Raw genomic sequence first — 26,389 nt, forward strand, 5'->3', positions numbered from 1 at the left:
TGTTTCGGTGAATGGGTTATTACTGTCGTTGAAAAGGGAAAATCAGGCGTTCATACCTACCTGTACATTCCCTGTTCTCTTCAGAACTCCCCATCCTTGGGCGTTTCCGCGTATTGCCTTTTTGATGGAACGGAACAGAATGACATACATTAGCTGGCGATAGACCAGTTTCTGAGGTATCATCCAGATCAGTTTTTTCAGCGGTGCTTTTTCAAAGAGAAATGCTACCATCGCCACCAGCAGATCCACCACCAGGAAGAATACATAGAAGAACAATATCTTATGCATACCTGCAGGATCATGGCGGTTCCAGATCAGGCTCCATACAAACATGATATCTGCGAGTGGGGCCAGAATGGGCAGGATCACCTGGAATATCACGATGTTTGGCAAAGAGATCATTCCCAGCGCTTTGTATTTTGGATTAAAGCAGGCATCCAGGTTTTTGCGGCAGCTCTGCATGATACCATAGCTCCAACGGAAACGTTGTTTCATAAATTGATTCAATGTTTCTGGCGCTTCGGTCATGGCTACAGCCGCCGTACAGTTGCGTACAATGTATCCTTTCCTTAATATCCTGATGGTCAGATCACAGTCTTCCGCCAGCGTATCTGTCGTAAAACCACCCGCTTCCTGTATCGCTGATTTACGGAATGCACCAATGGCGCCAGGAACCACTGTAATCCCGTTCACTAAATCCAATGCACGACGGTCGAAGTTCTGAGCGGTAATGTATTCAATAGACTGCCATCTGGCGAGTAAGGTAGTTTCGTTCCCTACTTTAACGTTTCCGGCAACTGCGCCCGTGTCTTCCGTTATAAACTTCCGCATCAGTTGCTCAATGGCATCTGGGTATAACTGTGTATCCGCGTCAATACATACTACAAAATCATATTTTGCATATCCAATACCATAGTTCAGGGCACTGGCTTTACCGCCGTTTGGTTTGGTCAGCACTTCCACTTGTGGATGCTGGTCAAATGCCGTTTTCACCAGTTCATAAGTATTATCTTTTGAACCATCATCCACGAAGATGATTTCAAATTCAGGATAACGTTGCTGTAACAGACTTTTGATAGTATTCACAGCATTGACAGACTCATTATACGCTGGTACGATGATAGATACGCCTGGTTGCGCGGTGGCCACCAATGTATTCTTCTTCTCCCGGAAGTATTGTATGGTAGCCATGATGAGCATACTCAATATTTTTATCAGTCCCAGGATAATCGCCAGCCAGAATGCAGCCTGGAGGAATTGTTGGATACGGAAAATAATCAGGGCAACAGTACCATTCATCGCAATCACACTGCTATTTACTGCTGGCATTACATCTGTTGGTTTTTTATGCAATAAACTGGCAACGGTGGTGAACCCAATTCCTTTGGATTTAAAGTAATGAATGATACGTGGTAACGCCGCTACTGTAGCACTTCTGTCGCCGCCTGCATCATGCAGGAGAATGATCCCTCTGTCGGGATTGGCTTCATATTGACTCACTACGCGTTGATAAATCGTATCTGCGCTAACGCCTGGTTCCCAATCTTCCGGATCAATACTTTCACCGATGGTGTAGTAATTATTTTTTTTACTGAGAGAAACCGGTTTCAGTTCTTCGGGCGTAGTTGGTTCTGCATCGGCGTTATAGGGCGCACGAAACAGGATGGTACTATGTCCGGTGGCCGCTTCTATCAGCAAGCGGGTGGCGTTTATTTCTGTATTAGCTCTTTCCGGACTGATAGCGGCAATATTCGGATGGGTAAAGGTGTGGTTACCAATTTCGTTACCGCTGTTATAAATTTTCTTCAGCAATGTCAGGTTATTCTCTGCATTGATACCCACTACAAAGAAGGCGGCTGGAACATGTTCCTGTTTCAGGATATCCAGTACCTGTGGTGTGTAGGTAGCATCAGGGCCGTCGTCGAAGGTCAGAATCACTTGTTTATTTACCTGACCGGATTTGCGAATTACATAACCTGTTGGGAGCGTCTCGTACTCTTGTGATGCCACCATATTATCAGTGTCTGGCGTCACTTTGATGCTGCCATCATGTGGATCGTTTACCACATCCAGTACTTCGCCATCACCTATGTAGTCGGGTTGTGCGGTGGCAGCCTGGATACCTGAAAGGTTGTTGAAGTTGAAAGGTTGATCTTTCAGGGACTGGTTGTCTAGGCGGCGGTAGTAGAAGCGCCACAGACGGGCATCTTCAGAGCCTAATCTCCAGATGGCAGTACCGGCAGTTCCATATTCATCTGCGAAGCGAAGGGTATTGAAATTACCGGCTGCATCCATGAATTGCACTTGATGCAGTACGCCGTCATCATCTTTATAAGTAAAGTGACAGTTGTAGGTGTCTTCGTCAAAAATAACTTTAGCATGGTTGCGGTTGGCTAATGCCAGCGCTTCCTGGTAGGTAACGGTAGTACCTTCACTATGTGCAGGCCAGTCATATCCATAAGAGGCAATGCAGAGCACTATTTTGTTGGCTGGCACTTTATTGGCGGTCTGGTCGAGTACTTTTTCGATCCATCTTTCTTCACTAACGGGACCGGCTACACTGGTGGTGAAGTGCTGGTCATATCCCATCAGGAAGATATAGTCGTTATACTTGTTTAATTCTTTCAGGTTGTAATCATCATTGCCAGGCGTTACATCTTGTGTTACCAGCAATCCCTGTTGGTGCAGTTTTGCGTATAACTCTTGCTGGAAGCTGATGAGCGGTTCATCGCTTTTCTCTTTCAGCTCTTCAAAGTCGATATTGATACCCTGGAGGTGATACTGATGCAGGTACTTAATGATATCGGCGATCAGTCTTTCTTTTTTAGCAGGATTGGTGAGTACCTGGTGCAGAATATCGCTGTCGAAATCTCCATTTTCCTGGTCTACATTGATGTTATTGATCAGGGGGAGAATGGCGACATGGTGGTCCTGCATGAGCTGCAGGGCGTTCATATCTATTTGTGGACGTAAGGTGTCTGTTTTAGGATCGATGAAGAACCATTCAGGCACTACGGTATTCATTTTATCGATATTGCTTTGCAGGGAATAGAAGGATTGTGGGTCCCAGTCTACATAAAACCCGGCACGGATGGTTTTCATCTGTTGGCCATCTATGACGGCATTCATGCCTGCTTTACGGTTTTTATCTGTGATAATATCGTCAAAGCCTTTGTAGGTTCTTGTGTCCTGCTTGGTAAAGTTATGTGGCAGTACAGGGTGGGAGAGTTTTTTATAGTTGTTATGACTATATTCTTCCAGTGTTGGAAGTCCTGGTGTGTAGTTATCCCTGAGGGCGATCCACACGATAATGGCCATTGCAGCTACAGCAATGAGGAGCAGTCTGGATGTCCATTGAAAGGTGCGCCAGCGCAGTGGTGACTTGGTTTGAAAAATCTGTTGGCCGTCGTTCATACTTCAGAATATTTATCAATACAAAGGTAGTAGGAGGTGGGGCGCTGAAGGGCTGATTATCGTTCTTTGGGGTGATGGTGTCGGTGAGTGGGCGAAGGGGATCGTTTGTTAACAGTTCTTTCACAGAATGAAGGCAATCGCTTCATTGATAGCCTGCATGGACAAGCGTTTCAAGGATTCGAAGTGTTCATGTGCCTCCTCCTGGGAATAGGTGGCAGGGGTTGTTTCTTCCAGTTCGGTAAGGATGGGGTATAGGTGGGATTCCAAACCAATAAAGGAGATGGTGGTTTTCAGGTTATGGGCGGTACTGCGGACGTCCGGAATATTATTTTCGGCGATGGCTTCCTTTAAGCGGCGCAGATCTTCCGGTAGCTGGGCGATGAACTGTTCCAGCATGGTTTGCTCAAACTCTTGATTTCCCTGGGAAAGATCATGCAGGTATTGCATATTCAGCAGGTGATTATGCGCATCATGATTATTCATGGAGGTGCTGCTGCTGGTATCTGGACCAGGCAGTTTGCCGGTGAAAACCTGTATTAGTCGGTATAATTCATCCGCTTTAATCGGCTTGGAGATGTATTCGTTCATGCCCATCTGGAGGCATTTCTCCCTTTCACCTGCCAGCGCATGTGCTGTCATGGCTATTACCGGGATATTGGAATGCATTTCCGTACGCAGTTTCTGTGCGGTGGTGTAACCATCCATGCCTGGCATCTGAATGTCCAGTAATAAGAGATCGAAGTTGTTTTTTTCCAGGGCTTGTAAAGCTTCTATACCGTTGTTAACGATCTTGAAGGCCAGTTGCCAGCTGGTGAGCAAATGACGGAGAAGGTTTTGGTTCAGGCGATTGTCTTCAGCTACGAGGATGCGCACATCTGGTTGGATGGTAAGCGCAGGCTGATCGCTGTAATTATTTTCTACGGTTTCTGACAGCAGATCTCCGAGGGAGTAAGGCAGTTCTACTTTGAAGGTAGCGCCTTCGCCGGGTTTGCTTTCCACGGAGATAAAGCCATTTTGCAGTTCGATCAGTTGTTTTACAATGGTGAGGCCCAATCCGGTACCACCGTATTTACGGGTGGTAGAGGCTTCTGCCTGATTAAACCGGTCGAAAATGCTTTGTTGTTTGGAGGCATCGATGCCGATACCAGTATCTTTTACAGTAAACAGCAGTCTGACACCGTTGTCTTCTGCCCATATCTTGGATACATGAATACTTACAGCGCCTTCATGGGTGAATTTAATAGCGTTGCTGGTGAGATTTACCAATATTTGTGTTAGACGGGTTACATCGCCGTAAAGGATATCAGGTACATTATCATCAATGGAGAGATGAAGTGCCAGGTGTTTCTCTTCTGCTTTGGGGTGGAAGAGCGTATATACAGCATGCAAAACGCCTTGTAAACTAAAGGAGCTGGGCTCAATGCGCATCATGCCTGATTCGATCTTGGATATATCCAGAATATCGTTGATGATTTCCAACAGGTTCTGGCCAGCGCCTTCGATGGCGCCTACATATTCCCGGGATTTGTTATTGAGTGGCTGTGCTTTGAGGAGATGGGTGAAACCGAGGACCGCATTCATAGGGGTCCGGATTTCATGGCTCATATTCGCGAGGAACTGGTCTTTTACGGCGGTCAGCTTTTGTTCTTTCTGCCGGGCTTCTGCCAGTTCATCAATGAGTTGTTCCTGCCGGTGAATGCGGCTGGTGATATAAAGAAAAGCCAGTAAACTACTCAGGCAGGCAAATACGACGAGTACCGTACCCCAGCTGAGGGCGTTCTGGCCGCTGGTATCTATCAGGTGAGTGGTTCTGTTTACTTCTGATTGCCGGGTCGTATCCAGTTGATGGATGATGCTGGTGATAGCTTCTCCCAGTCGTTTTCCTTTCTGGTTATTGATCATTCTTTCCGCCGCCCATTTTCCTTTGCTGTAGAAGGTATCGAGGACCTGCACGTTGAAGGTGTTCTTTTCATCTACCAGGTAGTTGAGCTGGGTGAGTAGTTTCTCGGTACTGTCGTTTCGTACAATCTTATTGATCTCTTTCAGATCGGCCTTTATAACGGCTATTTCGGCCTCAATTCCGGTAATATGCAGGGTGTCCTGGGAGATGACTGTTCCCCGGACCTTACTGTCTGTTTTGGCCATGTTTGTTTGCAACTTCTGTAACTCATTTTTTACATTGAGTTCCTGTAGTAGCTGTTCATTACCGGAAATAAGTTTTTGAATATTTTTTGCGGAGTTAAACTGCAGCACTATAAAGAGAATCATGCCCAGGATGAATAGGCCAAGAAGGTAATATTTGATTCTTTTAGGCTGCATGACAGTTTTAAAACATATAAACGCGGATATACGAATGCCGGTTCAATAAATATTGATAAATGTACAAATATAATAATTATAGCCTGTTTATCCGGGCATAACTGACTACCGCACCGGTGGTAAACATCAAACCAGCCAGTAAAAGCAGGATTGCTTTGAGTATATGATGCTGCAAATCGCTGCTCCATTCAAATAAGGAGCCGTATGTACACACAGACATGAGCAGGATGCAGGCAGAAAACAGTAAAAGCAGTTTAGTTTTCATATACAAAAAGATAGAGGTTAATAATAAAACTCAAATATTCAGCCCATACTACATCGGCAGTAGGGCTAAATATTTGAGATATTCTTAGATGGTATATTATTTACCTGCTGCTGCTGGCTTCTCTGCCTTTTTTGTAGCGTGTGCTTTGTGCGTTGCTTTATGTGTTTTACTTGCAGTTGCTGGTTTTTCAGCTTCTTTTGCAGCTGGTTTAGCTTCTGATTTTGCTTCTTTTTTCGCAACCGGTTTAGCTTCTTTTTTAGCAGGAGCTTTAGAAGGCGTAGGCGTTTGAGCGAAGGTTGATACACTCATAAACAACATTGCAGCTGCCAGCAGAATTCCTAATTTTTTCATGACTGTTTCGGATTTGAAGTGAATCAATAATTAATTACATCCTAAAGATACATCCGTTACTTACAGGCCTTCTTTGTAAATGGCCCAATAGGCGGATGCTGTCGGTCAATCGGGAAAAACTGTCGGTGGCATTATCAAACCCTGTAATTACAGCAGTCTGAGCCTGCTATTGAGAGCGGATTTGTACGCATCTGCGATTGGAATGGCATTTTTCTGTATAATAATACTGCCATCTTCAATAGATTCAATTTTGTCGAGGGCTACTATATAGGAGCGATGTACCCGCATGAATTTATTGGCAGGTAATTTCTCTTCCAATGATTTCAGGGTCGTATGTATGGCATGGAATTTCTGGGCAGTGAACAATTTTACATAATCGCCCATAGCTTCGAGGTACAGAATATCTTCTGTGCGAATTCGTTTCAGTATACCATTATCGCGGATGAAAACAAACTCTAAGTCTGATACCTGTATTTCCCGGTTGGAACTGTCATAGATTTCCCGGGCTCTTTCTACCGCCTGGATAAAGCGGGCAGGACTAACAGGCTTGATAAGGTAATCTGCTACATTCAGCTCAAATGCTTCCACCGCATAATCTTTCTTCACGGTAGTAAAGATGATAACAGGACCATTCTTTCCAAGGTTGCGGGTTAATTCAAGGCCGCTCATTCCCGGCATTTCTATATCCAGCAGCAACAGGTCTATCTTTTCCTTCTGGAGAATATTATACGCTTCCATGGCACTGCTGCATTCGCCCAGTACCTTCAGGAAATCCACATGGCTGGCCAACTGTTTCATGGCAGTGCGGGCCAGTTTATTATCATCTACAATTAAACAGTTCATACGGCTAATTTAGGAACAAAACACTATTGCGCAACCACGATGCAGTTTTTTATAAGGTGAATTTAATTTGTTATTTGTAGTTTTGTAGAGATGAGGTTATTTATTTTCATATTCAGCATATATATCCTGGTGCTATCGTGCATTCCCTGCACGGATGCAGAAGGTGCTGCCAATAACCTCATCAAAACAGAACAACTGACATCCTCCAATCCGGATCATCTTAGTCCACAACCAGATTTTTGTTCTCCGCTCTGTATTTGCAATTGTTGTAATGTGCATGTAGTACCAGTTACTACCACCTTCCCAGCCGTCTTTCATCCGCTGGAAGAATATATTTTCCCTAACATGATCACTTCGCTGCATCCTTCTGCAGCAGCCGCTATCTGGCAGCCTCCCCGGACTGTTATTGGTTAATCTTATCTACCCATTTATTCAAACGTATACCCGTTGCTGTTAGTTGCAGCCAACGAGGATACCCGTGCTAATTACCAATAACATCATCCATCAATGGATAAAATTATTCTGTTTTCCGTAAGGAATAAACTTGCTATTGCCATATTCACACTGGCGTTGGCCATATGGGGCATATGGTCATTAACCCGCCTGCCTGTGGATGCGGTACCGGATATCACCAATAACCAGGTACAGGTGATTACTTTATCGCCCTCCCTGGCAGCCCAGGAAGTAGAACGACTGATTACCTTCCCGGTAGAGCAAACGATGGCAGTCATTCCGGAATTAAAAGAGGTGCGTTCCATTTCCAGGTTTGGACTCTCCGTAGTTACTATCGTTTTTCATGACGATGTAGATATCTATTGGGCTCGCCAACAGGTCAATGAAAAGCTCACAGAAGCGAAAAATAATATTCCTCCCGGCATCGGTAACCCGGAAATGTCGCCCATCTCTAGTGGCCTGGGAGAAATTTATCAATATGTGGTACACCCTAAAAAAGGGTTCGAATCTAAATATGATGCCCGGGAACTGCGTACCATACAGGATTGGTATGTACGCCGTCAGCTCCTGGGAACGCCCGGCGTAGCGGAAGTAAATAGTTTCGGTGGTATGCTGAAACAGTATGTGGTGGCCATCAATCCGGACCGCCTCCGTTCCTATAATCTCAGCATCGCAGACGTATTTAATGCCATTGAGCGCAATAACCAGAACACTGGCGGCGCATACATCGACAAGAAACCAAATGCCTATTTTATCCGTAGTGAAGGGATGATAGGCAATCTCACCGATATTGAAAAGATTGTCGTAAAAAATACTACTAACGGTACGCCGATACTGGTCCGCGATATCGCCACTGCCCAGCTTGGCGACGCTATCCGCTACGGCGCACTCACCCGCAATGCCACAGGAGAGGCAGTTGGCGGTATTGTAATGATGCTGAAAGGAAAGAACTCCAATGAAGTGGTAACGGCAGTGAAGAAACGTGTCGCCGAAATCCAGCAAAATTTACCGGAAGGCGTAGTGATTGAACCTTTCCTGGACAGAAGTGATTTTGTTGGAAGAGCCATTGGAACCGTAAAGAAGAATCTGATAGAAGGCGCACTGATCGTGATTTTCGTGCTCGTCATCTTCCTTGGTAATTTCAGAGCAGGACTAATTGTGGCTTCTGTGATTCCGCTATCTATGCTCTTTGCCATTGCAATGATGCACTTGTTCGGGGTTTCAGGAAACCTGATGAGTCTGGGGGCTATTGACTTCGGGCTCATTGTAGATGGCGCCGTAATCATTGTGGAAGCCACTTTACATCATTTGTCGGGCCGCTTAAAAGGCAGATCATCACTCACCCTGACGCCTGCGGAAATGGATACCGAAGTATTTGAAAGTGCCCGCAAAATAAGAGCAGCAGCGTCTTTTGGAGAAATCATCATATTGATTGTTTATCTGCCAATCTTAGCATTGGTAGGCATTGAAGGAAAAATGTTCAGGCCAATGGCGCAAACCGTTTCCTTCGCCATCCTGGGTGCCTTCCTGCTCTCGCTCACCTATGTGCCAATGATGTCGGCACTCTGCCTGAACCGCACTATCCGCAATAAGGAAACCATCGCCGATAAACTGATGCGCTTTTTCCACCGCATCTATGATCCGGTAATTAAAATAGCCATCAGGGCCCGTTACTGGGTAGTTGGCGGAGCGGTTGGACTTTTCGTACTGGCGTTACTGTTATTTACCCGCATGGGCGGAGAATTCCTCCCAACATTGGAGGAAGGCGACTTTGCAGTAGAAACCCGTTTGCTCACCGGAAGTTCCTTGTCTGAAACAATTGATAAAGTAACGCTTGCTGCAGATATCCTGCAAAAGCAATTCCCGGAAGTAAAAGAGGTGATCGGAAAAATCGGGGCGGCAGAAATTCCTACAGATCCCATGCCCATGGAGGCTTGCGACCTTACCATTCTTCTGAAACCGCAAAAGGAATGGACCAGCGCCCGTAATAGAGAAGAACTGGCCAACAAAATGCAGGAAGCACTGGAAGCAATTCCTGGCGTGAGCTTTGGCTTTTCCCAGCCCATCCAACTCCGTTTTAATGAGCTGATTTCTGGCGTAAGACAGGATGTTGGTATTAAGATTTTTGGAGAAGACCTTAATACACTGGCCTCATTGGCCACCCAGGTAAACGGTATTGTCAGCAAAACCGCTGGTGCAAAAGATATCTACCTGGAACAAATAAATGGGCTGCCTCAAATTGTAGTACAGATCGATCGGAATAAAGTAGCCCAGTACGGATTGGATATTGCCACGATTAATCAAACCGTTAATACGGCGTTCGCAGGGCAATCGGCTGGACTTGTATACGAAGGCGAAAAAAGATTTGAGCTGGTACTGCGACTGGAAAATCAATCCCGTCAACAACTGGAAGATGTAAAACGCCTTTTTGTAACCGCTCCAAACGGCAACCAGATACCACTGGAGCAACTGGCCAATATTGAAATGAAAACGGGCCCTAACCAGGTTCAGCGCGAAGATGCCAAACGCAGAATTATTGTAGGCTTTAATGTGAGAGGCAGAGATATCGCCAGTGTAGTAAAGGATATAGAAGAGGCCATCAGTAAGAAAGTAAAACTGCCGCCAGGTTATTTTATCCGCTATGGCGGACAATTTGAGAACCTGCGGGAAGCTAATCAACGCCTGGCCATCGCGGTGCCGGTTGCCTTACTTCTGATCTTCGGATTACTCTATTTCACTTTCCGTTCGGTAAAACAATCAGTGCTCATCTTCACGGCCATCCCAATGGCGGCTATTGGTGGGGTGTTCGCTTTGTTACTGCGGGGAATGCCATTTAGTATATCCGCTGGCGTAGGCTTCATCGCCTTGTTTGGTGTGGCTGTGCTGAATGGAATTGTGTTGATAGGAGAATTTAATAATCTCCGCAAAGAAGGAATTACGGATGTCTATGATATCATACTAAAGGGAACGGCTATACGATTACGTCCGGTACTGATGACTGCCTGTGTCGCCTCACTGGGCTTCCTGCCGATGGCGCTGGCCACCAGCTCGGGAGCGGAAGTACAGCGGCCACTGGCAACGGTAGTGATAGGAGGACTCGTAACCTCCACCTTACTGACATTACTGGTACTTCCTTGCCTGTATCTATTTTTTGAACAGGGATTTTTCCCTAAACGTAAAAATGCAGCATCATGAAACGAATCATAATAATACTGCTGTTTCCATTTGCCGCTATGGCCCAGGAAAAGACCTGGACCATGCAGCAGGCCGTGGATATGGCATTGGAACATAATAAAGGATTGAAATCCGCTGACGCTAAAGTGAACTATTTCCGCCAGATGGTACCAGTCAGCGGGGAAATAGGGAAAACGGAAGTTGCGTTGCAATATGGCCAGTATAACAGCTATGTGAAGAATGATAATAATATCAGTATCACCCAATCCATTCCTTTCCCCACCACTTTTGCCGCAAAAAAGAAACTGGGCGAATCCATGGTAGAGGAAGCAAAATTTCTGAAAGTAGCAACCCGCAATGATTTGGTGTACCAGGTAAAAGAATCCTGGCTGCAGCTATTGTTCCTGAAGGAGCAACGACAGCTATTACTGCAACAGGACAGTCTTTTCGGTTCATTTGCAAAAAGCGCCGATCTCCGCTATCGTACGGGCGAAACCAGAATGCTGGAGAAAACGGCGGCGGATGCGCGTAAACAGGAAGTCATGAACCTGCTGCGTCAGAACCAGGCAGACAACAGGATATATACCTCCCGTTTGAAAGCCTTGCTGGGAGTGGCCGACAGCACCCTGCTCCCAGAAGCAAAGGAAGGAGGATTGTCTGACGTCTCTTTACAACTTTATACAGATACAGCTGCTGTTTCGGCACATCCATATCTCCGCTACCTGCAACAACAGGTCATTACAGCAGAAAAGCAACAACAGGTATATTCGGCAGCGATACTCCCAGATATCACTGTGGGCTACTTTAATCAGTCGCTCATCGGAACGCCGGTGAATGCCAGCGGCGCCCCGTTAGCTACTGGCAGCAATCGTTTTCAGGGATTCCAGGTGGGATTGGCATTGCCGCTTTGGGCCAGGCCGCTGAAAGCAAAAGTAAAAGCAGAAAAGCAACAACAGGAAGTCGCGAATCTGAATTTCGAGAATGGAGCTATTCAGCTGAAAAGTCAGTTCATGCAGGCTTTGCAACAATATGCAAAGCAAATGGACAACCTTGAATATTATCATAATACCGCACTTCCAAACGCAGCACTGATTCTGAAACAATCTCAACTGGCCTACAATGCCGGCGAGATTGGATATGCAGAACATTTTCTGAACCTGGAGCAAGTGCTGGGCATTCGGCAGGGATATCTGAAATCCTTGCTGGATAATAAACTAGCCGCTTGCTATATCATGTATCTCTCCGGAAACCAACAGTAAAAAATGAAATTATGAAACTGAATAAATATATATACCTCCCCGTTAGTCTGTTCGCTACGCTTATGATGTTGTCTTGCGGCAGCAAAAAAGAAACTGCTGGCGAATCTCATGCGGATCATGATGAATCGCCGGATCAGGTAGAAGTTTCGTCTACGCAGTATCGTACAGCCGGGATTACCCTGGGAAGCCCTGAATGGAAAGAAATCAGCAGTGCGATCAAAGTGAACGGCTTGCTGGATGTGCCACCGCAGCAGCAGGTCAGCGTGTCGGTGCCCATGGGAGGATTTATCCGTCAAACCACGCTCCTGCAAGGGATGCCGGTGAAGAAAGGACAAGTGATCGCCGTTTTGGAAAATCTTGATTATATTCAGTTACAGCAAGATTACCTGGAAGCTAAAAGTCAACTTGAATACGCTACCGCTGAATATCAGCGTCAGCAGGAACTGGCGAAAGAAAATGTAAATGCGCTGAAAACTTTGCAACAAACGAAAGCCGCGTGGCAGTCGCTCACCGTGAAGGAAAAAGCGTTGAAGGAAAAACTGGCCGTACTCAATATAAATATGAATGCGCTGGCAAAAAATGAGATCCAGCGAACCATCAACATTTATGCGCCTATCAGCGGATATGTGACACAGGTGAATGTGAATCTGGGCCAGTCGGTGACGCCAGCGGATGTATTGTTCCGCATTGTGAATACAGAGCATTTGCATGCAGAGCTGACGGTGTTTGAAAAAGATGTACCGCGACTTAAAATTGGACAACTGGTGAACTTTACGCTGGCGAATGAAAGCAAACCAAGAAAAGCCACCGTGCACCTGATTGGCCGCGAGATCAGTAACGACCGTACTATCCGCGTTCACTGTCATCTGAACGAAGAGGATACCCAATTGCTGCCAGGAACATATCTCCAGGCAACAATTGAAACAGGAGCCGCTAAGGTGAAGGCATTACCTGAAACTGCCGTAGTGAACTTTGAGAATAAAAACTATGTTTTTGCTAAGACACAGGTGCAGGACAGTATTATCGCCTTTAAAATGATAGAAGTGCAGAAAGGTAATACAGAGGCAGGATATACAGAAGTAGGATTCCCTGCAGGCGCTCCGGAGAAGGATTTGGTGGTTCGCGGCGCATACGATCTGCTGGCAAAGATGAAGAACAGCGGCGAACATGAAGGTCATTAAATAAATTTATAAGGCAGTATTAAACGATTGCATATGTCAAACGATTGTTGTTCTACAGAAGGTAAGACTACTACAAAGCAAGCGACGCATGATCATGCACATGATCATGAAAGTCATTCTCATGGCGATTCCGATGCGATTTGGTGGAAGACGCCCGCATTTATTGCCTGTCTGGTGAGTCTGGCCTTTTTGCTCACAGGTATTGTGCTGGATAGTATCTGGGAGGAGTTTACTGGTTATTTCCGGCTGGGATTCTATCTGGTAGCCTATTTGCCAGTAGCATTACCTGTTATTACCAATGCCTGGCGTACTTTAATTAAGGGGGATGTTTTCAGTGAGTTTCTGTTGATGACTATTGCAACGGTGGGCGCTTTCTATATCGGCGAGTATCCGGAAGGGGTAGCAGTAATGTTGTTCTATGCCATCGGAGAAGTATTCCAGGATGCCGCTGTGAGTCGGGCCAAGTCAAACATCAAAGGATTGCTGGATCAGCGTCCGGACGAGGTAAGTATCATGAAAAATGGTGTGCTGGAGCGTCAGCAGGCAGCTGAGGTGATGCCGGGCGCTATTATTCAGCTGAAGCCGGGAGAGAAACTAGCCCTGGATGGAAAGTTGGTGTCCGACAAGGGATCGTTTAATACTGCCGCATTAACAGGTGAAAGTAAGCCTGATACAATGGTAAAGGGAGACGCGGTGCTGGCAGGAATGATTAATCTGAACAGAGTCGTGGATGTGGAGGTAACTACGCCATATGCGGATAGTAAATTGTCACGTATTCTGGAACTGGTACAGGATGCCACTGCACAGAAAGCGCCTACAGAATTGTTCATTCGTAAGTTTGCCCGTATCTATACGCCAGCCATGGTATTCCTGGCGGTGGCCATTTGTTTGGTGCCTTATTTCTTTGTGGAGCATTATAACTTTAATGAATGGTTATACAGAGCCTTGATATTCCTGGTTATTTCCTGTCCTTGCGCACTGGTTATTTCCATACCGCTGGGTTATTTTGGAGGTATTGGGGCCGCCAGTAGAAATGGTATTCTGTTTAAGGGAAGCAATTACCTGGATGTGATGGCCAGTGTTAAGAACGTAGTGATGGACAAGACGGGAACGCTTACCCGTGGCGTATTTGCTGTGCAAGAGGTTATACTGCAAAATGGATTTAATGCCGAAGAATTGCTGCCGATGGTAAATGCGCTGGAAGGAAAATCTACCCATCCTGTAGCTACGGCTATCCGGGAATACCTCGGCGAAAAGGCATTACCTCTGGAAGTGACAGACGCAGAAGAGATTGCAGGTCATGGCTTACGTGGAAGGGTACAGGGGAAAGACTTGCTGGTAGGTAATTTCCGGTTACTGGAAAAGTTCAGCATTCCTTTTGATACAGCCGCTGCGGATATTCCACTCACAGTAGTTGCTATAGCGGTAGATGGCCGCTATGCCGGACTGATTACCATTGCAGATGAAATTAAAGAAGATGCAAAGGCCGCTGTGAGTGCGCTCTCCGCTATGCAGATCAATACGGTGATGCTATCGGGAGATAAAAGCAGCGTCGTGAAATATGTAGCAGAAAAGTTGGGATTGAAGGAAGCTTATGGGGATTTGCTGCCGGAAGATAAAGTCAATAAGGTGAAAACCATTAAGGCGGAGAAGGGCAGTGTTGCTTTTGTTGGAGATGGCGTAAATGATGCGCCGGTGATAGCCCTCAGTGATGCGGGGATTGCGATGGGCGGCCTGGGAAGTGATGCTGCTATTGAAACAGCAGATATCGTTATTCAGAACGACCAGCCATCTCGTATACCCATGGCCGTGAGGATCGGGAAGGCAACGAAGCAGATCGTTTGGCAGAATATTACCCTCGCATTTGTGGTGAAAGGGATTGTACTGTTACTGGGCGCTGGAGGGCTGGCTACCATGTGGGAAGCTGTTTTCGCCGATGTAGGAGTGGCATTGATTGCTATTTTGAATGCCGTACGTATTCAACGTAAGAAGTTCGAGTAGTTAAGTCAACACGCAAATGCGCAAAGAAGGCGCAAAGACGTAAGGGAACCGGATTGTCTTCCCTGCCGTCTTTGCGCCTTTGTGTTTCATTTCTCAGCCCCATTGCGAGAAAAATTAATCAGGTTGTTATTTTTTATATATTTGAAAATAATAATCTATAAGAAGATGAAATATATCAGCAGCTTGCTGGCCCTAATCCTATGTTATACTTTGGCCGTTAATGGTCAGAATCCTACAGTAGCATTGAGCAATGAGTTTGAACAGCCGGGGGATGGCTGGGATAAACTGCTACAACTGAAGAATGGGAATACCTGTTATCTGCACTTTTCACGAACGACGGGTTTGGAGGTAAGGATGTATGACCGCAAGCGGGTGCAGACGAGCATGGACACCGTACATTCCCAATTATGGAACAGTAGTGATTTGGAGAATACAGAAATTGACGCCATCTATCAGATCAACGGGCAGCCGGTGATATTTCTCCAGCAACTGGTAAAGGATATTCCGGAAGTGTTTCGGTTGGTACTGGATGAAAACACCGGGAAGTTATTGAAGGAAGATAAACTGGGAGAGCTGCCTTCTGTACGAAACAGAACCATGTTTGCCCAGAATAATGAAGCCTCTCATGATTGCTATGTTGAAAAGGATCAGCGTAGTGATTATTATGCAGTGGCACTTTTTTCCGGAACGGAGATCCAGCCCGGAGAAAATGAGCAGCGCCGGATTTTTGTATATCATTTCTCACCGGAACATCAGTTGATCAACACGGGTTATTTCTATATGCAGGATGCTACTTTCAGCTACTTCAGCTATATCCATATGGCGGTAGATGGGGAGCGTAAAGTCTACATGGCTACCACGGGATTCAATGGTAAGCGGAAAAGTGGGAATGCACAGTCAAAGGTGGTTTTCAGTATGCTCTGCCGCGATTCCACTGCATTCGCACATAATGTTATCCCATATTCTTTTAACTATAACCAGGTAAGTGGCTTGGTAAAAGTAGTGCCGGCATTTAAGGAGATACGCTTGCTATTGCATGTGCCTTCAGAGCGGGGAAGCAGTAACAGTGGCACATTGATGAATATTTTTACGGAAGACGGAAAACTCCGTAAACATCCTGTCCTTAGTTATCCGGAGCTTAGTCGGAATGTGGAAATGAACCTGAACTACAAAGACAATTACAATGGGATTCCTCAGAACTGGATCATGAATAATGATGGCAGCAGTACTCTCATGTTGGAGAATCTGAGTTACTTCAAACAAGGTAACAATCAAATCATGAACCTGCATACCAATATGGGCGATGCGGGCGTTGCGGAGCTGGATACGCTTGGGAAGGAAGACGCTACCTGGTCTCTGGGTAAATACCAGGTGATTACCGGCACCTGCCAGCCTTTTTTCCAACATCGGAGAAGTAAAAGTGAGTGGAGTTTCCGGAATAAGATTGCGGCTTTGAATCTGAGTACTTATGTGTCGTACGACTTCGTCAACTTCCCTGATCTTACCTTTGTGCTTTTTAATGATTATCTCCAGTATCTGGATACAGGTGGGGGCGACAAAACGAAGAAGCCGCTGAAGTTTGCAGACGACGCCAACTTTGTTTGTTATCGTTATTACAATAAAAAGATTGAAAGAATGTATCTGTTTGGTCAGCCAGAGGTTTCCAAGCGCTATGCCTGTATGCTGGGTGCATCGGATTATAATGAAAGATCCCGTGTATACGCCACCGTTATGCTATCCAGGATAGGTACTAATAAGAAGGCAGCCATTGCCTGGATACAGTTCTAAGCTATTTTTCGCAGTGGCGCAAAGAATCCTATAACATTATACGATTCTTTGCGCCTTCGTATTTTACTACTACATCTCGCTGTAACCTTCCTGTAGTGTACCTACGCGAAACTGGTTGACAATATTGTGTGCCAGTCTTGTGGGTTCGGGCAGGCGGTATTTAGTGATGCATTTTTCAATGAGTTCCCGGGAATCAGTAATATCCATGCGGTGTCCGGGGGAAACGAATACTGGTTTCACATTGGTTTTGGTACGTAGTACGCTTCCAATGGGCGCGCCTTGTTTATCGCTTAGAATGGTGTAATTACCTGCTTCATTGGTGGGTTCTTCGTATATCCCATATAGTTTCTTTTTGGCACAACCCAGCGCAGGTTTATCTACCTGTACTCCGAAATGCGCCGCTATCCCCATTCTGCGGGGATGAGCAATGCCATGACCATCTACTACGGTTACATCCGGAATAATCTTCAGTTGATCCCAGGCATCCAGCAGGGCTGGCACTTCCCGGAAAGCGAGGTAACCAGGTACATAAGGGAAATGTACTTCTTTCTTCACGAGACTATAGGCGACTGGCTGTAAATCAGGAAAGGAGAGTATTATGATACCGGCAAAGACGTGCGTGCTGAACGGATCAAAGGAAATATCCGTACCTGCTATGTATTGAATAGGACCTTTATATGGTGCTATGATCACCTCTTCCTTCAGTTCTTTTTGAAGAACAGTGGCTTCCTGCACGCTGAGTGAATTGTAATCTATCTTTCTGAACACTGGAATGTATTAAGATTAAAACAGGGAAAGCTGGTCTCCTGCAGCGGGGGCTGCGGCTTTCCCGAAAACGGTTCTGCCTCCGTGACGCCAGGAGTTTTGTCTTTCTTCTGCAATCAATTTATCAAAATTGGTATTGGGAACAAAATTCTTTTCAATTTCCGCGGACATGACAGACAGTTTATTGATAGCGTCTTTTTTGTCGGAGGCGCCTATTTTCGCTTTGTAGAGGGCATCCTTCAATGTCGAAATTGTTTCGTCATAAATTTTCAATGGCACTGGAAACGGATGTCCGTCTTTACCGCCGTGTGCAAATGAAAATCGCGCGGGGTCTTCAAAGCGGGAGGGAGTGCCATGAATGACTTCGCTCACCAGGGTGAGTGACTGTAACGTTCGCGGACCTACGCCTTCCAGCATCAGCAGAGCCTCGAAGTCCTGCGGACGCGTATCGTATGCTAATGCGAGCACGCTGCCGAGGCGTTTCAGGTTTACATTTTCCGCCCTTACTTCATGATGGGAGGGCATGATCAGGTTACGTATTTCCGGTAACAGGTGTGCAGGTTTTTCCTGCAGTAAAGTCATGATACCTTGTTTGGTTATATCAGCCTGCTTATCCGTCAGATTCAGAATCTGGCCCTGATTTTTGCCATAGATAAAAGCATGCGGGGCGGAGGTAAAAGACTGAAAGGCGGAAGAATGCCAATGGTATCTGCGGGCCATACTGCTGGCATCGTTCATGCCTTGTTGCACGACAGCCCATTCTCCGGAGGCAGAGAGGATAAAGGAGTGCAGGTATAATTGAAAGCCATCCTGAATGGCGGTATTATCGACCTTGGCGGTCATTTTGCTGCTATAAATCAACTGGTCTCCCGGAAGGCCCGTTTTATCGGCAATGACGCGTAGTTCATTGGGCGTTTCTTTGCTATGCTTTCCTTTTCCGCCGCAGATATATAATCCCAGTTCAGCGGAGCGAGGATTGATTGCTTTTTTCAGTGCGCCCATTACGCTGGTGGTGATGCCGCTGGAATGCCAGTCCATCCCCAATACGCATCCCAATGCCTGAAACCAGCAGGGATCGCTCATACGGCGGAGGAATTCGTCCTGACCGTAATCCATAATGATGGCTTCCGTGATAGCGCCGCCCAGAAGGCTCATGCGCCTTGCCAACCATTGTGGCACATGCCCGTAATGTAAGGGCAGATCGGCATATGATGGCATATTACAAAGGATTGTTTTGCACCTGGTATTGCCAGATGTTGCTGTTCTCCAACAAGTAGTTATCCAGTTTTTGCATTCTCTCTTTATGCCCGCGTACTGCATAACCTACTTCTATCATCGTCTCTTTCCTTACTATTAACATGCGTGAATATTTCAGTTTCAACTCTTGCAGTTGCTTCTCCAGCTCTACATAGGGGAGTTTATCCTGGTAAAAATAAATAGTATAAAACCGCTTATCGTTTACGATAGCAACATATTCTTCCACATATTTCAGGATCACCAGAACAATCATCGCTCCTGTCAGAGCGAATGTGGCCAGCAGATACTGGCTCATTCCGATGGCCATTCCCATAGCCGTAGCGATCCAGATACTGGCTGCTGTCGTGATGCCATCGATGGCAAATTCCCCTTTAAAAATAACGCCAGCGCCAATAAAACCAACGCCAGTTAAGATGTTGGAGGCAACGCGGTCTGGACTTCCCGGATTTCCCAATTCTGCAGAGAGAATGGTGAAAACCGTCGCACTCATACAGATGAGCGTCATGGTACGCATTCCTGCTGCCTTGCGTTTGTATTCCCTTTCCAAGCCCATAATAGCGCCCATTATCAAGGATAACAGAACTTTCAGTATTTGGTCTTGACTGATGATTTCTACAATATGTTTCATGAAACGATGGTCTGTTACAAATTTAGGGGTGAATCTCTTCTAATTTAATTTTATTTTAGCAGACGCAGGATAGGTATTTCGAATTCTCTGACTTATTCATATAGTAGCTTTTTATATTTGATTACCACATGTCTCCCTATATCCGCCACTCATAAATATTTTTCCACTTATTAAACTTTTTGTCCTTCTGTTCGTTATATATGGAACACATTTTGAAACATACTTTATTCATAAAGCCTATTATATGAAATTGTTCCTATATAAATTATTTATGGCAGTAAGTTTAGCCGCAATTATGAGTCTACTGGTATATTCTTGCACTATTGGAAATTAGCGCATGAAATATTTGGTCGTTTGAATGCAATATCTTTGTTTCGTAATCGTCTTCCTCTTATGTGAAACCAATAGCACAGATACATGCAAAACGACACGAATAATGCCCCCGTGCAGCAGCCTGCACTAAAATTAGCGTCCCTTAAGAAATCATTACGCCTGTTCCGCTATGTTAAACCTTACTGGCCACAGTTTGCACTTGGATTGATTTTTCTCCTTGTTTCCAGTCTGGCTGGCTTAGCATTCCCTCAACTCCTTGGTAACCTGGTAGATCCCAACAGCAAATCTGATTTGTTCCATGGAATGAATAAGTCTGCCATCGTTTTGGTGACTTTATTGATAGGACAAGCCGTATTTTCTTTCTTCCGTATTTTACTGTTCGTAAATGTGACGGAGAAAACCCTCGCCACCCTGAGGCAAACCGTCTACAGCCACCTCATCAAACTCCCCATGAAATTTTTCCTGGAAAGGAGAGTAGGTGAGTTGAGCAGCAGGATTTCGGCGGATATTTCCTCCCTGCAGGAAACATTTACCACCACACTGGCAGAATTTATCCGTCAAATGATTATGATCATTGGGGGTATTACTATTCTGGCAGTTACTGCGCCTAAACTGACCATCTTTATGCTGGCAATTCTTCCACTGATGATGGTGCTGGCGGTATTCTTCGGCAAATTTATCCGCCGTTTCTCTAAACAGGTGCAGGAACTGGTAGCTTCCTCGAATACTGTGGTAGAAGAAACACTGGCAGGTATTGTTAACGTAAAAGCCTTCGCGAATGAGTTTTTTGAGATTGCGCGTTATAAATCCCGCACCAATGAAGCCGCGCGTGTCGGCATTAAAGGCGGGAAATACCGGGGCGCTTTTTCATCCTTTATCATCCTGGGTATCTTTGGAGCGCTGGTAGCAGTCATTTGGAGAGGTGTCTCCCTGGGTATTCATCCCGCACAACTCATGACTTTCGTACTATACTCTGTGTTTATCGCCGGCTCCGTGGCTGGTCTGGCAGAAGTATATACAAACCTGCAAAAGAGCATTGGCGCTACAGAACATCTGCTGGAAATCCTGGATGAGCCGGTGGAAGACCTAACACCAGTGACCAAGATTGCTGAGGAGAATCATCTGGATGGCAGTATCAGCTTCCGTGGCGTATCTTTCCATTATCCTTCCCGTCCGGATTTGAATATCATGAATGACGTGTCATTCGAAGTTTCTCCTGACCAGAAAGTAGCGCTGGTAGGGCCAAGCGGCGCCGGTAAATCTACCATCGTTTCCCTGCTGCTACGTTTTTACGATCCTATTAAAGGAGAAATTTGTTTCGATGGCCGTCCGGGGAGCAGCATTCCGTTATCTGAGCTGCGCAGCCAGATGGCAGTGGTGCCACAAGACGTATTCCTTTTTGGAGGTACTATACGGGAAAATATTGCCTATGGAAAGCCAGATGCCACAGACGCAGAGCTGGAAGAGGCAGCCAGAAAGGCCAATGCATGGGAATTCATACAACGCTTCCCTCAAGGGCTGGATACAGTAGTCGGAGAACGTGGCATACAGTTATCCGGCGGCCAGCGCCAACGTATTGCCATCGCCAGAGCGGTGTTAAAGAATCCACGTATTCTGATTTTGGATGAAGCCACATCAGCATTGGATTCCGAATCCGAAAAACTGGTACAGGATGCGCTGGACAAACTGATGGAAGGACGTACTTCCATCGTGATTGCTCACCGACTGGCAACTGTACGTGAAGCAGATAAAATTATCGTTCTGGATAAAGGACGGATTGTGGAGTCAGGTACTCACTGGGAATTGATAGAGCTGGAAGGTGGATTATACCGTACTCTAAGCGAGATGCAGTTTAGCAGCTAATACTAACTGTTAAGTATAAACGATATAAAAAGAAAGCGTCTCTACTCAGTAGAGACGCTTTCTTTTTATAAGTAAGGTTTCATTTCTTCATCTATATCTTTTCGCAGATCCATCAACTTTTGTGCGTAGGCTTCCAGGCTAATTTCATTTGCAGTGCGGGGAACCCATTTCGGAACTGGGATGGTTTTCCCATTATCATCTACTGCAGCGAAAACCATTACGCAGTGCGTGGTTTTTGATTTCGCCTGCTGGCGCGGATTTCCGGCGGAAACATCTACGGAAATATGCATACTGGTTTTGCCGGTATAAATAATACTGGCGGTGATTTCCACCAGATCGCCTATCAGAATGGGCTTAAAAAAACGAATGCCGCCCACATAAACCGTGACGGCATACTGACCACTCCAACTGGCTGCACAGGTATATCCTGCCTGGTCTATCCATTTCATGACGGAGCCCCCATGTACCTTTCCTCCGAAATTTACATCTGAGGGCTCTGCAAGAAATCTTAATGTAATCGAGTGATTGATGGAATCCATAGACATTAATTATGGATACCAAATTACAAATTAATAGTTATCTCCTCCTCCCATATCTCCGCCATTCTCTGGTTTGCTGTTTTTGCGCTTGAACAGTTTGGTGTCCATTTTGCCGAAACGCCATACAGCATTCAGTCGCAGCTCACGGGTAAGGCGTTTGCGATAATTTTCCTGATCGGAGAAAGAGGTGGTGGTATAGCTCAGGTTTCTGTCGGTATTAAAGATATCATTGATACCAAGAGAAATGGAAAGCGCTTTGTTTTTCAGCAGATCCTTTTTGAGGGCAGCGTCTACAGACCACTTAGGCATTTTCTCTCCCTGCGGTAAAATCTGTTTAGATTCATATTCGCCATTCACCTGGAAAGTCAGGTTCCAAGGGAGTTTAGTAGTGCTGTTCAGTTTCCCGAACCAGGTAAAGCCCTGGTTTGTCAGACTGTTGTCGCCTTGTGTAGCGTTGATTTTTGTTTGTGCCAGGTTGGCGTTGGCGGTGATATCCCAGCCTTTTGTAACCTGCGTACGCACGGTGAACTCAGCTCCATAGGAATTACGGGAACTGGCATTGATAGGATATGACAACAGTACATGTTGCTGCTGGCCGTTCAATGTCAATACAGTATCCTGGTAAAAATCGGTGATGGCATGTTCTGTATTGCGATAATAAATAGAGACGAGCAGATTCACTTTCCTGTTGAAATCTTTCAGGTAAGAGAATTCAAATGAATTGGTAAACTCCGGGCTCAGAGAAGGATTACCGGTGCTGGCGGACTGTCCGTTGTAGTCCATAGTGGGCAACAGATCTCTGAACCATGGTCGGCGGATGCGGCGACTGTAATTCAATTGCAGTTCGTTGTCTCCTTTCAGTTTCTGCGACAGAAATAGGCTAGGGAAGAGGCTTATCGGATAATCTACTTTATAGGACTGGTAAGTACCAAGGAAAGATTCTCCTTTATAGAAAGATTGTTCTGCTCTTAAACCCACCTGGTAGCCAAAATTGTCGATAGCGCCTGTGTAGGTAGCATAGGCAGCATTGATCTGTTCAGAGTATTTATAGTTGCTCGACAAAGAAGAATCCAGTTTGAAATCGCTGCCTGGATAATTCAGGCCATACATATTAGTATAGTTGGTGAATTGGCGGGTGTTGCTGCGTAAGCCGGCTTCGATTTTTGATTTCTCTGTGATTGGATTAACGTAATCTACCTGGCCAGTAAGATAAGATGTATTACCGCCACCGGTACCATTTCTCAGCTGTGGGATCGGATCAAAGATATCGTCTCCTTTCAGATCATGATACTGCAGCGAATAATTGGAGGTATTATCGCTGGTTGCATAGTTATAGGTGAAGTCGGCTGTCAGTTCATGACCTTCTTTTGCGAAGTTGTGTTTGTAACCGACTTGTGTACTATAGTTACGAAATCCGTTTTTAGAATTGTTGATACCGGTGCCGTAGCGAACTTTCTGGTGGTTAATATCGCTTTCATTTACCGTTTGGTCGTTGTAGTTATTGAAGTTACCGCTGGTAAGGTTCTCAGAGATACTGAGCGTATTGCGGTTATCAATGAACCAGTCGAATCCGATGCGGCCATTCTGGAATCGGCGGTAGAAGTCGCCGCTCTGGAGCTGTTCCGTATAAGTGGTAGTATCCTGTCCGATATTTTTGCGGAACAGGCGGCTGTTCATCGGCGATACTCTGTTGCGGAAATTATAGTTGACAAAGAAATTGAATTTTTCCTGGCGCATGTTGAAATCGACGCCACCGTTGGAGCTTCCGAGGGAAGTACCGCCGGCAGACAACATACCGTTGATACCAGCTTTTTTATTTTTCTTCAGTACGATATTGAGGATACCGCTCATCCCTTCTGCATCATATTTGGCAGATGGGTTGGTGACCACTTCAATTTTTTCGATGGCATCTGCCGGGATCTGATCCAGCGTGAGTGTGGTAGGGCGGCCGTCTACGAAAATGGTGGGAGCACCGTTACGAACGGTTACGTTACCATCGATGTCTACATTTACAGAAGGCACCTGTTTCATTACATCGGTGGCGGTGCCGCCGATGCTGGAGAGGTTCTTGTCTACGTTGAAGACGCGTTTATCAATCGCCATGGTGTAGGCAGGTTTTTCGCCGACTACATTCACCGCGTTCAGTGTTTTTGTGTTTGATTTCAGTTTAATATTACCTACGTCCACGTTGTTGCCTTTGGCAGCGAGGACCGCGGATTTATAGACGGTTTCATAACCGATGAAATTGATACGCAGTAAGTATTTACCTAGTGGGAGCGATTCAAAGGAGAAGTCGCCGTTAGGTTTAGACAACATACCGGTGAGTACAGAGGAATCTGCTTTCAATACAGCCACTGATGCGTATTCAACTGGTTTTCCCGTTTGAGCGTCTAATAATTTCCCGTAGAGAGACCCGTTGTTTTCGCCTGGCGGTTTGCCCCCAGGGCGTTGCTGGGCGTAGGTTGATAAATGTGACAGTAAAATCCATCCTGTTAAGAGCACAATAATTTTTCTCATAATACAAATACTAGCTTCCAACATTTTATAGCGGGCATAAAGTTAGTCGTAATCAATCTGAAAAATCGGTTTTTTAGGGATGAATGGCGTATGAAATACACTACTGTCAGACGTTTGAACTTCAGAATTGCGCAGAATTGTTTGTGGTAGCTGGTTTAAGAAATGAGTAATTGATAATGGAGGAATGTTAATTAGTGTTAAGCCGGAAGGATAGCGGAACTGGGTCTCTATAAATAATTAAAATAATATATATGTACTGATTTGTGATAAAAATTTCGTTCTCCCGGTACCGTAATCGGTAGAAATTAGTGCGGATTTGGTTTTTGTGGATAAAAAAGCGGTTAGAAAGGCCTTTATCTTTTCAGTAGTAATGGAGATAGACGTATCTTTACAGCCAGCTGTTGCGTTATTTTAATTTTTTTATATGCATAAGGATTACCGACCGGACTGGGATATTTATACGTGCCATATTGAAGAGAGTCCAGCAGTAATAGGCCTTGACCTTGATCTGAGACGATTTGCACCATTGAAGGAGAAGCCGAATGCCATATATATAACAGTTTATCTGAACAATCCCAGGGAAGACGGATTTCCTCACAACGATGAATTCGCGATGATGGGAGAAATTGAGGACAGATTGGTAGAACAGCTGCAAAGCAAGCTGGATGCTCATTTTGTAGGGCGTACTTTTTCAAATGGTGTGAGGGACTTTTATTTCTATGCAGGAAGTACCTTGCTGCATGATAAATTTATTGCGGATGCAATGATCGATTTTCCTCAGTACCGTTATGATTACGGTGTGAAGGATGATAATAACTGGGAATTGTATTTTGATTATCTCTTCCCGGATGTTTACGAGTTTCAGCGTATACAGAATCGTAAGGTGCTGCGTATGCTCCGTAAACATGGCGACGTTTCTGAAAAAGAACGTCCTATCGAACATTGGATACATTTCAAAACGGTGGAAGAAAAGGATCTGTTCTGGAAACATATCCAGGAGATTGGCTTCACACTGGTACATGATGTACTATCAGAGGATAACCAGGAATATCCTTACCGCCTTTGTATTTCCCGCCCGGATAAGGCTACAGAAGCTGCTATCGATACCATTGTAATGACGCTCTGGGAAGTGGCGCAGCAGGTGAATGCCGAATATGATGGCTGGGAAACCAGCATTATGAAATAAATCAGTATCCTTCATTCAGGCCACTCAGGTCTGAATGAAGGATGTCTGCCCATATCTATTTCCTTATCGCTCCCGCTATTAAGGAGATTACAAACATCACCAGGAAAATAAAGAACAGAATTTTCGCGATGGATGCAGCTCCTGCTGCAATTCCTGTAAAACCAAAGATCGCCGCAACTATCGCGACTACGAAGAAAATTAATGTCCAGCGTAACATAAGCGTATCGTTTTTGTTTACCAGAATATATTCCCC

19 protein-coding genes are annotated in these 26,389 nt (G+C 45.4%); 8 read left to right on the plus strand and 11 right to left on the minus strand.

Annotated elements, in window-relative coordinates; genetic code table 11:
• Nucleotides 1–42 precede the first annotated feature (42 nt).
• The 5 genes from CLV59_RS19245 to CLV59_RS19265 form a co-directional block, all read right to left on the minus strand.
• Nucleotides 43–3,414, minus strand: a complete 3,372-nt coding sequence (locus CLV59_RS19245; protein WP_111593703.1) for a glycosyltransferase — start codon at nucleotides 3,412–3,414, stop codon at nucleotides 43–45.
• Nucleotides 3,415–3,534: 120 nt separating this feature from the next.
• Nucleotides 3,535–5,733: an ATP-binding protein gene (locus CLV59_RS19250; protein ID WP_111593704.1), complete on the minus strand. Its 2,199-nt coding sequence runs from the start codon at nucleotides 5,731–5,733 to the stop codon at nucleotides 3,535–3,537.
• Nucleotides 5,734–5,809: 76 nt separating this feature from the next.
• Complete coding sequence (locus tag CLV59_RS19255) at nucleotides 5,810–5,998, minus strand: hypothetical protein (protein WP_111593705.1); 189 nt, start codon at nucleotides 5,996–5,998, stop codon at nucleotides 5,810–5,812.
• A 96-nt stretch (nucleotides 5,999–6,094) separates the two neighbouring features.
• Nucleotides 6,095–6,349, minus strand: coding sequence for a hypothetical protein (locus CLV59_RS28970; RefSeq protein WP_170137821.1), 255 nt, complete (start codon nucleotides 6,347–6,349; stop codon nucleotides 6,095–6,097).
• 147 nt (nucleotides 6,350–6,496) lie between these two features.
• The gene (locus tag CLV59_RS19265; RefSeq protein WP_111593707.1) at nucleotides 6,497–7,192 is read right to left on the minus strand and encodes a LytR/AlgR family response regulator transcription factor; all 696 of its coding nucleotides are present in this window, start codon (nucleotides 7,190–7,192) and stop codon (nucleotides 6,497–6,499) included.
• 90 nt (nucleotides 7,193–7,282) lie between these two features.
• On the opposite strand from CLV59_RS19265, the gene CLV59_RS19270 reads away from it, so the two are divergent.
• The 6 genes from CLV59_RS19270 (at nucleotide 7,283) to CLV59_RS19290 (ending at nucleotide 17,048) form a co-directional block, all read left to right on the plus strand.
• Entirely contained in the window at nucleotides 7,283–7,606 is a 324-nt protein-coding gene (locus tag CLV59_RS19270; RefSeq protein WP_111593708.1) for a DUF6660 family protein, read from the plus strand.
• Between the two features lie 93 nt (nucleotides 7,607–7,699).
• Nucleotides 7,700–10,840: an efflux RND transporter permease subunit gene (locus CLV59_RS19275; protein WP_245950899.1), complete on the plus strand. Its 3,141-nt coding sequence runs from the start codon at nucleotides 7,700–7,702 to the stop codon at nucleotides 10,838–10,840.
• Nucleotides 10,837–12,078, plus strand: coding sequence for a TolC family protein (locus CLV59_RS29230; RefSeq protein WP_245950900.1), 1,242 nt, complete (start codon nucleotides 10,837–10,839; stop codon nucleotides 12,076–12,078). Before CLV59_RS19275 ends, CLV59_RS29230 begins: the two co-directional genes overlap by 4 nt.
• 11 nt (nucleotides 12,079–12,089) lie before the next feature.
• Nucleotides 12,090–13,259 (plus strand): efflux RND transporter periplasmic adaptor subunit, encoded by a 1,170-nt coding sequence (locus CLV59_RS19280; RefSeq protein WP_111593709.1) that lies wholly within the window; start codon nucleotides 12,090–12,092, stop codon nucleotides 13,257–13,259.
• A gap of 33 nt (nucleotides 13,260–13,292) precedes the next feature.
• Nucleotides 13,293–15,260 (plus strand): heavy metal translocating P-type ATPase, encoded by a 1,968-nt coding sequence (locus tag CLV59_RS19285; protein ID WP_111593710.1) that lies wholly within the window; start codon nucleotides 13,293–13,295, stop codon nucleotides 15,258–15,260.
• A gap of 165 nt (nucleotides 15,261–15,425) precedes the next feature.
• Nucleotides 15,426–17,048, plus strand: coding sequence for a hypothetical protein (locus CLV59_RS19290; protein ID WP_111593711.1), 1,623 nt, complete (start codon nucleotides 15,426–15,428; stop codon nucleotides 17,046–17,048).
• A gap of 69 nt (nucleotides 17,049–17,117) precedes the next feature.
• Here the strand turns inward: CLV59_RS19290 and nfi are convergent, their stop codons facing one another.
• From nfi to CLV59_RS19305, 3 genes are read right to left on the minus strand one after another with little or no spacing between them, the layout of a single operon-like run.
• Nucleotides 17,118–17,816, minus strand: a complete 699-nt coding sequence (gene nfi / locus CLV59_RS19295; RefSeq protein WP_211323978.1) for a deoxyribonuclease V — start codon at nucleotides 17,814–17,816, stop codon at nucleotides 17,118–17,120.
• Between the two features lie 15 nt (nucleotides 17,817–17,831).
• Nucleotides 17,832–19,031: a DUF763 domain-containing protein gene (locus CLV59_RS19300; protein WP_111593713.1), complete on the minus strand. Its 1,200-nt coding sequence runs from the start codon at nucleotides 19,029–19,031 to the stop codon at nucleotides 17,832–17,834.
• A 1-nt stretch (nucleotide 19,032) separates the two neighbouring features.
• Nucleotides 19,033–19,698: an MgtC/SapB family protein gene (locus CLV59_RS19305; protein WP_111593714.1), complete on the minus strand. Its 666-nt coding sequence runs from the start codon at nucleotides 19,696–19,698 to the stop codon at nucleotides 19,033–19,035.
• A 417-nt stretch (nucleotides 19,699–20,115) separates the two neighbouring features.
• Between CLV59_RS19305 and CLV59_RS19310 the strand changes: the two genes are divergently transcribed.
• Nucleotides 20,116–21,894 carry an ABC transporter ATP-binding protein gene (locus tag CLV59_RS19310; RefSeq protein WP_111593715.1) on the plus strand — a complete coding sequence of 593 codons (1,779 nt, stop codon included), beginning with the start codon at nucleotides 20,116–20,118 and terminating at the stop codon, nucleotides 21,892–21,894.
• 65 nt (nucleotides 21,895–21,959) lie between these two features.
• Here CLV59_RS19310 and CLV59_RS19315 read toward each other — a convergent pair whose 3' ends face one another.
• Nucleotides 21,960–22,433 (minus strand): acyl-CoA thioesterase, encoded by a 474-nt coding sequence (locus CLV59_RS19315; RefSeq protein WP_111593716.1) that lies wholly within the window; start codon nucleotides 22,431–22,433, stop codon nucleotides 21,960–21,962.
• A gap of 30 nt (nucleotides 22,434–22,463) precedes the next feature.
• Nucleotides 22,464–24,950 (minus strand): outer membrane beta-barrel family protein, encoded by a 2,487-nt coding sequence (locus CLV59_RS19320; protein WP_170137822.1) that lies wholly within the window; start codon nucleotides 24,948–24,950, stop codon nucleotides 22,464–22,466.
• A gap of 424 nt (nucleotides 24,951–25,374) precedes the next feature.
• Between CLV59_RS19320 and CLV59_RS19325 the strand changes: the two genes are divergently transcribed.
• Nucleotides 25,375–26,136, plus strand: a complete 762-nt coding sequence (locus CLV59_RS19325; RefSeq protein ID WP_111593718.1) for a DUF695 domain-containing protein — start codon at nucleotides 25,375–25,377, stop codon at nucleotides 26,134–26,136.
• A 55-nt stretch (nucleotides 26,137–26,191) separates the two neighbouring features.
• Here the strand turns inward: CLV59_RS19325 and CLV59_RS19330 are convergent, their stop codons facing one another.
• Nucleotides 26,192–26,353 (minus strand): DUF1328 domain-containing protein, encoded by a 162-nt coding sequence (locus tag CLV59_RS19330; RefSeq protein ID WP_111593834.1) that lies wholly within the window; start codon nucleotides 26,351–26,353, stop codon nucleotides 26,192–26,194.
• Nucleotides 26,354–26,389 lie beyond the last annotated feature (36 nt).

Origin of the sequence: Chitinophaga dinghuensis, assembly GCF_003259435.1 — a bacterium.
GTDB classification, from domain to species: Bacteria; Bacteroidota; Bacteroidia; order Chitinophagales; family Chitinophagaceae; genus Chitinophaga; species Chitinophaga dinghuensis.

Bases quoted from the DNA above. Each gene is read 5' to 3' on its own strand.
- CLV59_RS19330 (WP_111593834.1), bottom strand. From the start codon at position 26,353: ATGTTACGCTGGACATTAATTTTCTTCGTAGTCGCGATAGTTGCGGCG.
- CLV59_RS19255 (WP_111593705.1), bottom strand. From the start codon at position 5,998: ATGAAAACTAAACTGCTTTTACTGTTTTCTGCCTGCATCCTGCTCATG.
- CLV59_RS19275 (WP_245950899.1), top strand. From the start codon at position 7,700: ATGGATAAAATTATTCTGTTTTCCGTAAGGAATAAACTTGCTATTGCC.
- CLV59_RS19310 (WP_111593715.1), top strand. From the start codon at position 20,116: ATGCAAAACGACACGAATAATGCCCCCGTGCAGCAGCCTGCACTAAAA.
- CLV59_RS19250 (WP_111593704.1), bottom strand. From the start codon at position 5,733: ATGCAGCCTAAAAGAATCAAATATTACCTTCTTGGCCTATTCATCCTG.
- CLV59_RS28970 (WP_170137821.1), bottom strand. From the start codon at position 6,349: ATGAAAAAATTAGGAATTCTGCTGGCAGCTGCAATGTTGTTTATGAGT.
- CLV59_RS19305 (WP_111593714.1), bottom strand. From the start codon at position 19,698: ATGAAACATATTGTAGAAATCATCAGTCAAGACCAAATACTGAAAGTT.
- CLV59_RS19280 (WP_111593709.1), top strand. From the start codon at position 12,090: ATGAAACTGAATAAATATATATACCTCCCCGTTAGTCTGTTCGCTACG.
- CLV59_RS19285 (WP_111593710.1), top strand. From the start codon at position 13,293: ATGTCAAACGATTGTTGTTCTACAGAAGGTAAGACTACTACAAAGCAA.
- CLV59_RS19265 (WP_111593707.1), bottom strand. From the start codon at position 7,192: ATGAACTGTTTAATTGTAGATGATAATAAACTGGCCCGCACTGCCATG.
- CLV59_RS19325 (WP_111593718.1), top strand. From the start codon at position 25,375: ATGCATAAGGATTACCGACCGGACTGGGATATTTATACGTGCCATATT.
- CLV59_RS29230 (WP_245950900.1), top strand. From the start codon at position 10,837: ATGAAACGAATCATAATAATACTGCTGTTTCCATTTGCCGCTATGGCC.
- CLV59_RS19300 (WP_111593713.1), bottom strand. From the start codon at position 19,031: ATGCCATCATATGCCGATCTGCCCTTACATTACGGGCATGTGCCACAA.
- CLV59_RS19320 (WP_170137822.1), bottom strand. From the start codon at position 24,950: ATGAGAAAAATTATTGTGCTCTTAACAGGATGGATTTTACTGTCACAT.
- CLV59_RS19245 (WP_111593703.1), bottom strand. From the start codon at position 3,414: ATGAACGACGGCCAACAGATTTTTCAAACCAAGTCACCACTGCGCTGG.
- CLV59_RS19270 (WP_111593708.1), top strand. From the start codon at position 7,283: ATGAGGTTATTTATTTTCATATTCAGCATATATATCCTGGTGCTATCG.
- CLV59_RS19315 (WP_111593716.1), bottom strand. From the start codon at position 22,433: ATGGATTCCATCAATCACTCGATTACATTAAGATTTCTTGCAGAGCCC.
- CLV59_RS19290 (WP_111593711.1), top strand. From the start codon at position 15,426: ATGAAATATATCAGCAGCTTGCTGGCCCTAATCCTATGTTATACTTTG.